9 protein-coding genes are annotated in these 12241 nt (G+C 75.1%); 5 read left to right on the plus strand and 4 right to left on the minus strand.

All coding sequences use genetic code 11. The annotated features are described in order from the left end of the window. The first annotated feature begins 41 nt into the window (after positions 1-41). Both BLU42_RS00565 and BLU42_RS00570 read left to right on the plus strand, forming a co-directional pair. A complete protein-coding gene (locus BLU42_RS00565) occupies positions 42-1538 on the plus strand; it encodes an ATP-binding protein (protein ID WP_091072233.1) in 1497 nt (498 codons plus the stop codon). A gap of 129 nt (positions 1539-1667) precedes the next feature. Further along, complete coding sequence (locus BLU42_RS00570; RefSeq protein WP_231918370.1) at positions 1668-2132, plus strand: MarR family winged helix-turn-helix transcriptional regulator; 465 nt, start codon at positions 1668-1670, stop codon at positions 2130-2132. Between the two features lie 193 nt (positions 2133-2325). Here BLU42_RS00570 and BLU42_RS00575 read toward each other — a convergent pair whose 3' ends face one another. Then, on the minus strand, positions 2326-4398 hold the full coding sequence (locus BLU42_RS00575; protein ID WP_091072240.1) for a HelD family protein: 2073 nt from the start codon (positions 4396-4398) through the stop codon (positions 2326-2328). A gap of 302 nt (positions 4399-4700) precedes the next feature. On the opposite strand from BLU42_RS00575, the gene BLU42_RS00580 reads away from it, so the two are divergent. From BLU42_RS00580 to BLU42_RS00590, 3 genes are read left to right on the plus strand one after another with little or no spacing between them, the layout of a single operon-like run. Further along, complete coding sequence (locus BLU42_RS00580; protein WP_269458006.1) at positions 4701-5276, plus strand: NUDIX hydrolase; 576 nt, start codon at positions 4701-4703, stop codon at positions 5274-5276. A gap of 58 nt (positions 5277-5334) precedes the next feature. Then, entirely contained in the window at positions 5335-6732 is a 1398-nt protein-coding gene (locus tag BLU42_RS00585) for an alcohol acetyltransferase (RefSeq protein ID WP_091072248.1), read from the plus strand. Further along, the gene (locus BLU42_RS00590; protein ID WP_091072250.1) at positions 6729-7394 is read left to right on the plus strand and encodes a DUF6320 domain-containing protein; all 666 of its coding nucleotides are present in this window, start codon (positions 6729-6731) and stop codon (positions 7392-7394) included. The genes BLU42_RS00585 and BLU42_RS00590 overlap by 4 nt, the downstream gene beginning before the upstream one ends. Positions 7395-7406: 12 nt before the next feature. Here BLU42_RS00590 and BLU42_RS00595 read toward each other — a convergent pair whose 3' ends face one another. The 3 genes from BLU42_RS00595 to BLU42_RS00605 are packed head-to-tail and all read right to left on the minus strand — an operon-like array spanning position 7407 to position 12168. Further along, complete coding sequence (locus tag BLU42_RS00595) at positions 7407-9062, minus strand: DNA repair helicase XPB (RefSeq protein ID WP_091072251.1); 1656 nt, start codon at positions 9060-9062, stop codon at positions 7407-7409. A gap of 60 nt (positions 9063-9122) precedes the next feature. After that, positions 9123-11312, minus strand: coding sequence for a helicase-associated domain-containing protein (locus BLU42_RS00600; protein WP_091072254.1), 2190 nt, complete (start codon positions 11310-11312; stop codon positions 9123-9125). A 4-nt stretch (positions 11313-11316) separates the two neighbouring features. Next, complete coding sequence (locus tag BLU42_RS00605) at positions 11317-12168, minus strand: hypothetical protein (RefSeq protein ID WP_091072257.1); 852 nt, start codon at positions 12166-12168, stop codon at positions 11317-11319. Positions 12169-12241: the final 73 nt, after the last annotated feature.

Consider the following 12241-nt stretch of genomic DNA (forward strand, 5'->3'; position numbering starts at 1 on the left):
GAGCACGTCCCGGCCACGTTGGACGGGGTGGAGGAGACACGGTGACGCAGCAGGCGCAGGGCCACGACGAGCAGGTCCGGCACGAGGGTGCCGACCCGGGCGGGCGGCTCACACCCGACGAGCTGAGGACGCTGTTCCTCTTCGAGGCCCTCGACGCCGACCAGCTGGCCTGGCTGAGCGAGCAGGGGGCGGTCGAGACCCGTACGGCGGGCGAGACCGTCTACGCCGAGGGCGACCCGGCGACCTGCTTCTTCGTGCTCGTCGAGGGTTGCGTCGCCATGCGCCGCTGGGTCGAGGGCACCAACGTCGAGGTCAACCGCACCGACCAGCGCGGCGTCTACTCGGGCGCGACGACCGCCTTCGTCCGTGACAGCGACAAGCGCTACGCCAACAGCCTCGTGGCCGTGCACGACTCCCGCTTCTGGGTGATCGACGCGGCCGACTTCGGCGAGAAGATCCGGGCCTGGTTCCCGATGGCCATGCACATGCTCGAGGGCCTGGCGACGGGGATGCGCAACAGCCAGCTCGTCGTCGGCCAGCGCGAGCGCCTGCTCTCCCTCGGCCGGCTGGCCGCGGGCCTCACCCACGAGCTGAACAACCCGGCCTCGGCCGCCGTCCGCGCCACCGCGAGCCTGCGCGAGCGTGTCAGCAAGATGCGCGGCAAGCTCAGCCACCTGGCCTCGGCCGACATCGACGGCCACGAGTTCGCGGCCATGGTCGACCTGCAGGAGGCGGCGGTCGAGCGGATGGCCAAGATCACCCGCGAGCTCAGCCCGCTGGAGACCTCGCAGGCCGAGGACGAGCTGGGCGACTGGCTCGACGACCACGACGTGCAGGGCAGCTGGGACGTGGCACCGGTCTTCGTCGCCGCCGGCGCCGACGTCGAGTGGCTCGAGGAGCTCGCCGACAACGTCTCGGCCGAGGTCCTCTCCGACGCCGTGCACTGGATCGCGTACGCGCTCGACACCGAGCAGCTGATGAACGAGATCGAGGACGCGACCACGCGCATCTCGACGCTGGTCGGGGCGGCGAAGCAGTACTCCCAGCTCGACCGCGCGGCGCACGCCGACATCGACGTGCACGAGGGCCTCAAGAGCACGATCATGATGCTCAAGCACAAGATCATGGCGAGCGGCAAGATCACGCTGGTCAAGGACCTCGCCGACGACCTGCCGCGCGTCCCCGCCTTCCCCGCCGAGCTCAACCAGGTGTGGACCAACCTCATCGACAACGCCGTCCAGGCGATGCCGGACGGCGGCACGCTGACCGTCCGGACGCGGCTCGAGCGCGACGCCGTCCTCGTCGAGGTCGGCGACACCGGCACCGGGATCCCGCCGGAGATCCAGGAGCGCATCTTCGAGCCGTTCTTCACCACCAAGCCGGTGGGCGAGGGGACCGGGCTCGGGCTCGACATCTCCTACCGGGTCATCGCCCAGCGTCACGGCGGTGACCTGCGCGTGCAGTCGGTGCCCGGCGACACCCGTTTCCAGGTCCGCCTCCCGCTCGTGACGCCCGAGCGGCTGCGCACGAGCGAGTGAGCGAGCCGCCCGTGCGGCGCGAGCGGCACGGGTGTGGACCGATCAACGCTGTAAACGACGAGAGCGGTTAGCCTGCGGGACATGGATGCGGCGACGGGAGACGGTGGGCGCCCCGACCCAGCCCCCCTCGTGACGGCCGAGGAGGCCGACGCGCTGAGCCTGGACGACCGGCTCTGCCTCGCCCTCTACACCGCGTCGCGCTCGATGACCGCCCGCTACCGCGTCGCTCTCGAGGACCTCGGCCTGACCTACCCGCAGTACCTCGTCATGGTGCTGCTGTGGGAGGAGGGCTCCGTCCCGGTCGGACGGCTCGGCGAGCGCCTGTCGCTCGAGTCGAGCACGCTGTCGCCGCTGCTCAAGCGCCTCGAGTCGATGGGCCTGATCAGCCGTACGCGCGACCGCGCCGACGAGCGCCTCGTGATCATCAGCCTGACCAAGGCCGGGCTCCGCATGCAGGAGCAGGCCGGCGCGGTGACCCTCGAGGTCTGCCGCGCCTCGGGCCTGACCATGGGCGACGCCGCCGAGCTCGTCGGCGAGCTCCGCGCCCTCGACGGGCGGCTGCGGGAGTCGACGCGCCAGGCGCGCTCCGCGTGATCTGAGTCTTCTGTCCTCGCTCGGACGCGGACCGGGCTGAGTCGTCTGTCCTCGCTCCGCTCGGACGCGGATCAGGCTCTGGTCCGACGTCTTCCTCCCTGCCGAGCAGGACGAAGAGCGTGTCCTGCTCCTCCGGTCGTCCAGGCACCGGCGCCCGGTCCGGCGTCGGTCGGGTCTGGGCTGGCTCCCGCGTCTAGTCGAGGGCTCCCGGCAGGTCGTGGGTGTGGACGACGACCAGGCTCGTGACCGCCCTGGTGAGGCAGACGTAGAGGCGCCTGAGGCCGGTGACCTCGTCGGCCTCGGCGGCGACGAGCTCGGCGGGCTCGAGGAGGACGACGTGGTCGAACTCCAGGCCCTTGACCAGGGTCGCCGGGACCAGGTCGACCCGGGGCGCCGCGTCGGTGCCGAAGTCGCCGGCCTCGCCGAGCAGGTCGTACGCCACCCCTGACGTCCCGAGGGCCGCGGCGACCTCAGCGATGCGGGCGTCGGGGACGACGACGCCGACCGTCCCCTCCTGCGCCAGGTCGGCCTGCACGGCCGCCAGGAGCCCGGCGAGGGGGTCGTCGGTGCGGCGCAGGTCGAGCTCGCCGGCCGAGTGGCGCACCGAGCGCGGTGGCGTCAGCGTCGGGGCGATGACCGGCAGCAGCCGGGCGGCGTAGTCGATGACCAGCCCCGGCACCCGGAACCCCTCCACGAGCTCGGTGACGACCGCCTCCGGCTGGCCGAGGTGGGCGAGGGCGTCGTCCCACGCACCCACCGCCCAGGGCGTGGTCGCCTGCGCGAGGTCGCCCAGGACGGTCATCGAGCCGGTGCTCGCGCGCCGGCCGACGGCCCGCAGCATCATCGGCGAGAGGTCCTGCGCCTCGTCGAGGACGACGTGGCCGAGGCTCGGCGTCCGGCTCAGCACGTCGGTCACCTCGTCGACCAGCGCGAGGTCCGCCAGCGTCCAGCGGGCGGTCCGCGGCGTCTTCCCCGGGCGGCTCGCCAGCAGCTCCGCCTGCTCCTCGGCGCTCAGCAGGCCGTCGGCGGCCGCGGCCAGGAGGTCCGCGTCGGTCAGCAGCCGCAGCACCAGCTTCGCGGGGTCCAGCGCGGGCCAGAGGGAGGAGACGTACGCCTTCACCTCCCGGCTGCGGGCCACGGCGCCCTGGACGCGGTCGTCGGGGGAGTCGCCGGCGGCCTCCATGCGCAGCAGGACCTGGTGGGCGAGGCGCTGGGCGAGCATGGCGCGGCCGGCCTCGTAGCGCACCCCGCGGGCGCGCAGCTCGGCCACGACCTCGTCGGCGAGGTACGCCGGCACCCGCCACTGGTGGATGCCCCGGGGCAGGACGAGGGTCCCGCTCGCGGGCGCGAGGTGGCCCCAGGCCGCGCGGCGGACGACCTCGGCCAGCCGGGCGTCGCCCTTGAGCCGGGCGCGCGCCGCGGATTCGGTCGCCCGGACAACCAGCCCGGTCGCGTCGGCGAGCATGGACTCGACGGTGGCCTGGGCGGCGTCGATCTCGCCGAGGGCTGGCAGGACGTCGCCGATGTAGGACAGGAAGCTCGCGTTGGGCCCGACGACGAGCACTCCCGAGCGACCCAGCTGCTCGCGGTAGGCGTAGAGGAGGAAGGCCGCGCGGTGCAGCCCCACCGCCGTCTTGCCGGTGCCGGGCGCTCCCTGCACGCAGACCGAGGAGTCCAGCCCGGCGCGCACGATGACGTCCTGCTCGGGCTGGATGGTGGCGACGATGTCGCGCATGGGTCCGGTGCGCGGCCGCTCGATCTCGGCCTGGAGGATCGCCGAACCGGTGCCGCTCGCGCCGGCGCCGCCGGCGAGGTCCTCGTCCTCGTACGCGGTCAGCGCGCCGGTCGAGAAGCCGAAGCGCCGCCGGCGGCGCACGTGCATCGGGTCGGCCGGACGGGCGCGGTAGAAGGGCAGCGCCATGCCCGCGCGCCAGTCGATGACCAGTGGTTCGCCGCCGGCCTCGCCGGTGATGTGGCGCCGGCCGACGTAGAGCGTCTCGTCGTGCTCCGCACCGAGGTCGGCGGCGTAGTCGAGCCGGCCGAAGAACAGCGGCACCGCGGGGTCGTCCTGCAGCGAGAGCATCCGGCGGTGCAGGACCTGCTTGAGGTGCTCGGTGGCCAGCCGGTCGGCGCCCTGGGCGGTCAGCCCCGCGGTCGTCGTCCGCATCCGGCCGAGCGCGGCGCGCGACTCGAGGAGGTGGTCCTGCTCGGCGCGGAGCACCGGATCAGGAGGGTGGTCGGTGGGGGCGGTCTGGCCTGCGGGCATGCGTGGGCTCCGATCCTCGATCGGTGGGCGTGGAAGGGCCTGCCTCCCGATGTCGACGGGTGCTGACACGGCCCCGCATCCCGACCGGCGGCGTTGGAGTCGCTCGGCGCAGCCCGCTGCGCTCTCGCTCCTCCGCCTTGCCGGACCAGGCGCGGATGCCGCGCCATCACCGGCCGAGCACCGGGAGGCACGCCCTGGGGCGAGAGGACACCGTAGGCCCCGGCACCGCGCCCGTCCAGCGTTCTGCCTGCGGACCCGCCCCCGGCGACACCGGGCTGGGAGGCCTTCCTAGGGTGGGTCGCGTGACCGACGCAGCCCAGCCGCCCGCCCGGACCCGTTCCTACACGGTCGTCGAGAACCCGGCCGCACGCCCGCGCGTCTCGCGGAAGACCGTCCGCGTCCTGCTGCTCAACCCCGAGGGCGCGACGCTGCTGTTCGAGGACAGCGACCCCGGGCTGGTCGACGCCCGCTGGTGGGTCACCCCCGGCGGTGGCATCGACCCCGGCGAGTCCGAGACCGAGGCCGCCGTGCGCGAGGTGCGCGAGGAGACCGGCTTCGACCTCGACCCGTCGGCGCTCCTCGGTCCCGTCGCCCGGCGCCACGTGGTGCACGGCTACTCCGACCAGGTCATCGAGCAGGACGAGACCTTCTACGCGGCGCGGGTCGACACCTTCGACGTCGACGTCTCCGGCCACACGCTCGAGGAGCAGACGACCTTCAAGGGCCACCGCTGGTGGTCCACCGAGGACCTGCGCGCCAGCGACGACTGGGTCTGGCCGCGCGAGCTCGAGGAGATCCTGCTGCTCGTCGACCAGGCCGACCGCTGGCCCGTCGAGCTGGGGTTCCAGGAGGAGTCGACGGTCCCCGACGTGGGGTGACCATCGGAGCCGCGATGCTCACCAGACCCGGCGCCGTCCGGCACCGAGGCGGGAGGGCGTGACGCGCCGGACCTGGGTGCGGCTCGACAACACCTCGAACATCTTCCTCGCGGCCCGGACCGACACCGACCCCAAGGTGTTCCGGGTCGGGGCCGAGCTCGACCACGTGGTCGACCCGGCCACCCTGCAGCGTGCCCTCGACGCGACGTACGACCGCTACCCGCTCTACCACGCGGTGCTGCGCAGCGGCGTCTTCTGGTACTACCTCCAGGACAGCGACCTGCGTCCCCTCGTGAGCGCGGAGGACCAGCACACCTGCGCCCCGCTCTACGTCGCGGACCGGCGCACGCTGCTCTTCCGCGTGGTGCACCACGGCCCGCGGGTCTCGCTGGAGGTGTTCCACGCCCTCACCGACGGCACCGGAGCCCTGTGGTTCCTCGTCGACCTGCTGGCCGCGTACGTCGGCCTGCGGGCCGAGGGGCGCGTGGCCGGGCAGGACGCCGGCGAGGCGCCGGACGCCGCCCGCGGGCTGACCGGCGACAGCTTCGCGCACTACTTCCGCGGCCGGGACCCCGAGGACGGGGCCACCGAGGCGGACCCGGCCGGCGCCGCCTTCGTGCGCGCGGCCTCGACCGCCCCGGTCGCCGAGGCACCGCCGGTCCCGCGGGCGGAGAGGCACCGGGAGCGCCCCTCGCGGGTGCACCGCGTCCGCGGCACCCGGACGCCCGACCACCGCACCCGGGTCGTCGAGCTCACCGTCCCCGCCCCGGAGGTCATCGCCCTGGCCAAGGCCGAGGGGGTCGCGGTCACCGTCTACCTGACGGCGCTCCTCTTCGAGGCGGTCCGGCGCTCGGCGCCGCGGCTCGCCCCGACCCGCACCCTCGGGGCGTCCCTGCCCGTGAACCTGCGCCAGTTCTTCCCCTCGACCTCGGCCCGGAACTTCTTCGCCACCGTGCGCCTCGAGCACACGTACGGGAACGACGACCAGGAGGTCCTCGGCGAGGTCTGCCGCGACCTCGACGCGCAGTTCCGGCGGGCGGCCACCCCCGAGGCGCTGGAGGACAAGCTGCGGGGGTTCATCCGCCTCGAGCGGGCGCCGCTGCTGCGGGTCGTGCCGCGGCCGCTGAAGGACGTGCTGCTCGGCCTCGTCAACGCCTCCAGCAACCGCGGGCTGACCGTGGCCGTGTCGAACCTCGGCCGGGTGGCCCTGCCCGAGGAGGTGGCCGCGCACGTCGGGCGGATGCAGTTCCACGTCTCGGCCGCGCGCCCGCAGCTCAGCGTCCTCTCCCACGCCGGCCTGCTGACGCTGAGCTTCACCTCGCCCTTCGTCGAGACCGCGCACGTCGAGGAGGTGGCCCGCTTCCTCACCGCCCGCGGCGTCGAGGTCCGGGTCGCCGCGGGCCGGGTCACCGAGGCGGAGCTGGCCGAGGGCGAGCCGGTGGAGGTGGGGCGGTGACGCGCTGCCCGGCCTGCCGGGTGGAGGTCGAGGGCGCCTGGTCGCGGTGCCCGCTGTGCGGGACCCCCGTGTCGGGGACACCGGGCCCGAGCCCGCTGCCCGCCGTGCCGCTGCGCTTCTCGCGCCGACGCCTGCTGCGGGTCGTGTTCCTGGCCTCGCTGGCGGTGATCGCCGCGTCCTTCGGCGTGCAGCTGCTGCTCGGGGCCGGGCAGGCCGGGATCGGCGCCCTCCGCTCGGTGTGGCTGGGGCTCGTCACGATGTGGCTCGTCGTCCTGATGGCGGTCCGCAAGCGGCGCAACGTCGCCAAGGGCGCGCTCTACCTCGTCGTCGTGGTCGGCGGGGCCAGCGTCTACTGGGACTACCTCACCGGTTACCGCGGCTGGGCCCTCACCTACGCGGTCCCGCTCGTCGACGCCTGCTCGGTCGTCGCGCTGCTCATCTCCGTGCACGTGATGCGCACCGAGGTGGGGGACCACATCCTCTACAGCGCGGTCACCGTGGTGCTCGGGCTGGCGCCGCTCGTCTTCCTCGGCCTGGGCTGGGTCGGCAACCCGGTGCCCTCGACCGTCTGCGGCGCGCTGAGCCTCGCCGTGCTCCTCGTGCTGCAGGGGGAGCGGCGGGCCGACGTGCGCCACGAGCTGGCCAAGCGGCTCAACCTCTGAGGCGCGCCCGGCTCACTCGCCCGCGAGCGCGTCCTCGGCGTCCATGATCGTGTACGCGTAGCCCTGCTCGGCGAGGAAGCGCTGCCGGTGCGCGGCGAACTCCGCGTCGACGGTGTCGCGGCTGACGACGGCGTAGAAGCGCGCGGTGAGCCCGTCCGCCTTCGGCCGCAGCAGCCGGCCGAGGCGCTGGGCCTCCTCCTGCCGCGAGCCGAAGGCCCCCGAGACCTGGATCGCCACCTGGGCGCTCGGCAGGTCGATGGAGAAGTTCGCGACCTTGCTGACCACGAGCAGGTCGATCTCGCCGGACCGGAACGCCTCGTACAGGCGCTCGCGCTGGCGCACGGTCGTGTCGCCGGTGATCAGGTCGGCGCCGAGGCGGGAGGCGAGGTCCTCGAGCTGGTCGACGTACTGCCCGATCACCAGCGTCGGCTGCCCGGCGTGCTTGCGCACGAGGTCGACGACGACGTCGGTCTTGGAGTCGGCGGTCGAGGCGAGGCGGTAGCGCACGTCGGGCTCGGCGACGGCGTACGTCATCCGCTCGGGCTCGCTGAGGGTCACCCGGACCTCGACGCAGTCGGCCGGCGCGATGTAGCCCTGCGCCTCGATGTCCTTCCACGGCGCGTCGTAGCGCTTGGGCCCGATGAGGGAGAACACGTCGCCCTCGCGGCCGTCCTCGCGGACCAGCGTGGCGGTGAGCCCGAGGCGGCGCCGGGCCTGCAGGTCGGCGGTCATCCGGAAGACCGGTGCGGGCAGCAGGTGCACCTCGTCGTACATGACCAGGCCCCAGTCGCGGGCGCCGAAGAGCTCGAGGTGCGGGTGCACGCCGCCGCGCTTGGTGGTGATCACCTGGTACGTCGCGATGGTGACCGGCCGGATCTCCTTCTTGGAGCCCGAGTACTCGCCGATCTCCTCCGGCGTGAGGCTCGTCCGGCGCACGAGCTCGTCGCGCCACTGCCGCGCGGAGACGGTGTTGGTCACGAGGATCAGCGTGGTCGTCTTGGCCGTGGCCATGGCGGCCGCGCCGACGATGGTCTTGCCCGCGCCGCAGGGGAGCACGACGACGCCGGAGCCGCCGTGGAAGAACGACTCGGCGGCCTGCGCCTGGTAGGGCCGTAACTCCCACCCGTCCTGGTCGAGCTCGATCGCGTGCGCCTCGCCGTTCACGTAGCCGGCGAGGTCCTCGGCGGGCCAGCCGAGCTTGAGCAGCACCTGCTTGAGGTGGCCGCGCTCGGACGCGTGGACGACGACCGTGTCGTCGTCCACGCGGTTGCCCACGAGGCCCTTGACCTTGGCGCTCTTGAGCACCTCGGCCAGCACCGGGCGGTCGGTGGTGACGAGCACCAGGCCGTGCGTCGGGTGCTTCTCGATGCGCAGCCGGCCGTAGCGGTCCATGGTGTCGGCGACGTCGACCAGCAGGCCGTTCGGGACGGGGTAGCGGCTGTAGGTGAGCAGGGTGTCGACCACCTGCTCGGCGTCGTGGCCCGCCGCGCGCGCGTTCCACAGGCCCAGCGGCGTCAGCCGGTAGGTGTGGATGTGCTCGGGCGCGCGCTCGAGCTCGGCGAAGGGCGCGATCGCGATCCGGCAGGCCTCGGCCTGGGGATGGTCGACCTCGAGGAGGAGGGTCTTGTCGGACTGGACGACGAGGGGTCCAGGAGCGTCAGCAGACATCCCGGCAAGCGTAGGCGCGGGGGTGGAAGGGCGCGGGCGCCTCGGGGTGGAGGGAGACCGTCAGCTCAGCTCGACGGCGGCGATCCGGCTCAGGGCGATCGTGACGATCTCGGCGTTCGTCCGGTCGACGGCGCGGACGAGACCGGCGGAGAGGTCGAGCGGGGCGAGGTCGCGCGAGGTGGAGCGGCCGTCGTCCTTCACCCAGGTGACGCGGACCGGGAGGCCGTCGCGCGTCGCGGCGCGGAGGTCGTCGAGGGCCGCCGCGGCGGTGGAGGCGGTCGCGGCGCGCTGGTCGGCCGCGACGATCGCGGACGCCACGTCCGTGGTGCGCGGGGCGGCGGACGTGGGGGCCAGGCGTACGGCCGGCGCGCGGGGGACCGGCGGGGCGGGCAGCCCCCGCCCGTGGACGTCCTCGGCCACCGGGCTCAGGCCGACCTCGCGCAGCGCCTCGAGCAGCTCGTCCGGCTCGGCCGCGGCGATGACGACGCCGGCGCCCAGGCGGCGCAGCCCGAGGGCGGCGGCCTGCGGGTGGCGCAGCAGCACGCTGAGCTGGGCGTCGTCCTCGCTCGTCACGAAGCTGAGCGCCGGGCCGACGCGGACGGCGCCGTGGCGTCGCGCGACGTCGCCGAGCAGGTACTCCAGCGGCTGCGGGACCGGCGTGGTCGCGTGCGCGCGCAGCCACTCCAGCGACTGCTCGGTGGTCCACCCGGCGTCGAACGCCCGGCGTACGGAGTCGGCGCTGAAGCGGAAGACCGCGCCCGCGCCGCGCGACTCCTGCGCGGCGAGGAGCCGGAGGTCGGCGGCGACGTCGTGACGGAGCGGTCCCGGGGCCACCGCGGTCAGGTCGGCCTGGAGGACGAGGTGCGTGACCGGGTCGGGGAACAGCGCGGCGAGGTCGGCGGGCAGGCCCTCACCGGCCAGGAGCCCGGGGGCGAACCCCGACACCGCGTCCAGCGCGACGAACCCCAGCCAGGACGCCTCGCGCCACAGGTCGCGGCTCAGCTCGACCGCCGCCTCGGGGGTGCGGGCCAGGCGCGGGCGCTCCCAGGCGAGCGCGTCCCCCAGCGCGGCCGGGTCGAGCACGGTCCCCGGACCGGCGGCGACGGCCAGCCCCAGCGCGGTGCGGCGCAGCGCCGGCGCGGAGGGCGACTCGGCCTCGGGCCCGAGCGCGTGTCCGCCGTTGACCGCTGAGCGCGCGAACCAGCGCGTCGCCCCGAGCCAGGCCTGCGCGACGACCGTCCAGCGCTCGGCCGCCGGCCGGGGGACCCAGCGGTCGTACGCGGGCGTGGGCAGGACCCCGTGGCTGCTGCCCGGGGCGACGAGCCCCGCGGCGGCGGCCAGCTCCACGAGGAAGGTCGCGTGACCGACGTCGGTGCCCAGCGCCCGCACCAGGCCGGCCAGGTCGCGGGTGGCGAGCCCGCCCGTGCGCAGCGGTCGGAACGGCTGGTCCTCCAGCGCCCGGGCCACCAGGTCCAGGTCGTCGAGCAGGGCGAGGACGGCGCCGGCCGCGGCGCGGTCGACGAGGGTGGCCGAGCGGCTGCGGCCGGTCAGCTCCGGCCCCCGGGCGGGGACCGGGTCCGGGGTCAGGCGACCTCCGCGGAGGCGCAGCGCGACCTCGCGGGGCAGCACGACGGTGTCCCCGTCGAGCGTGCGCAGCAGGCGCAGGGCGAGCAGGGCGCCGACCGGCGAGCGGGCGGGGTCGGCCCCGGCCCGGTCGGCCTGGCGCGAGACGCCGGTCGGCGACCAGAGGAGACGCTCCAGCAGCGCGGTCATCGCCGGGGTGCAGGCGGCGAGGCCCGCCTCGACCTCGGCGTCGGCCAGGGGCTGGCGCGAGGGCGCGGCCAGCCCGAGCGGGTGCGGCTCGAACGCCTCGCGGACCGTGCGCACGAGGTGCAGGGCGTCGTCGTCGCCCCAGGCGAGGGCCCGGTGGCGCAGCACCTCGATCGTGGCCCGGACCTCGGCGTCGGCGCCGTCCGTCCCGTCGCCACGGACGAGCGCCTCGAGGTCGGTCATCGTCGTGGGGTCGGGCAGCGCGGCCAGGGCCTCGGCGACCAGCCGCTGCCAGGCGTCGAGGTCGTCGAGGGCGCGGGCCGTGGAGGCGGAGGTCGTCGCGCGGGAGGCGAGCTCGGAGAGGTCGCGCGGCATCGGCACCGTGAGGTCGGGCCGGGAGCGCAGGAGGGCCTCGACCGCGTCGACCGGCCAGCGGCGCAGGCTCTCGGTCAGGGTGCGGGGGCGGGCAGGGGCAGCCACCCGCTCAGCCCCAGGGGTTCGCCGGCGGCGGGGCGCTCGGCCGCTTGAGCGCCTGCCAGACCACGAGCAGCACGACGACGAGCGAGACCCAGCAGATGGCGACCGACCACGACGACACGAACCCCCACCAGGGGTCCCCGGTCGCGACCGAGCGGACCAGGCCGACCACGGCGAAGAAGGCCACCGCGCCGGCCGCGACCCGCAGGGTCATCCGGACGGCGGCCTGCGCCACCTGGACGCGCATCGACAGGAAGACGGCCACGACGACCATCACGGGCGCGAGCGGGTAGATGACCCCGCCGAGGGCGAGGCCGATGCACAGGCCGGGCGTCGCCGCGTCGACCACCGCCCGGGCGGAGAGCCGGCCGGGCTGACGCTGGTCGCCGTACGTGGTGGGCGGCGGCGAGAACCAGCCGGGCGTGCCGGGCTCGGGGTAGCCGTGCGTGCCCTGCTGCAGCGCCTGCGGCGGACCCTGCTGCGCGGCGTGCGGGAACGGCGCGACCTGGCTCTGCGGCGGCGTCTCGAGCAGCGGCCACGGCGCACCGGGCACGGGTGCGGCGAGGGGGGCGTGGCCGAGCGGCTGGGTGGGCGCGCCCCAGGCCGACTCCGACGTCAGCGTCGCCGTGACGACGTCGAAGGGCCGGTTCGGGTCGCGCTCGTCGCGCGGCGTGGGGACCAGCGTCGCCAGCGGGGCGACCGGGGCGGAGGGCTCGTCGAACCGCGGCCGTACGGCGGGCAGGCCCTCCGCGGGCCGCTCGGGCGGCGGCGCCTGCTCCAGCGGGGGCAGGGGCGCGTCGGCGAAGTACTGCGGCCGCTCGCGCGGTGCGTACTCCGGTCCGTCCTCCCACGTCGCCACCGCTTGAGTCTAGTGAGGGCCGGGAGCGCGGCGGGGCCGTCCGGGCCGCCCGACGCAGGCGTCGACCCGGCCG

Source organism: Microlunatus sagamiharensis (assembly GCF_900105785.1).
In the GTDB taxonomy this organism is placed as follows: Bacteria; Actinomycetota; Actinomycetes; order Propionibacteriales; family Propionibacteriaceae; genus Microlunatus; species Microlunatus sagamiharensis.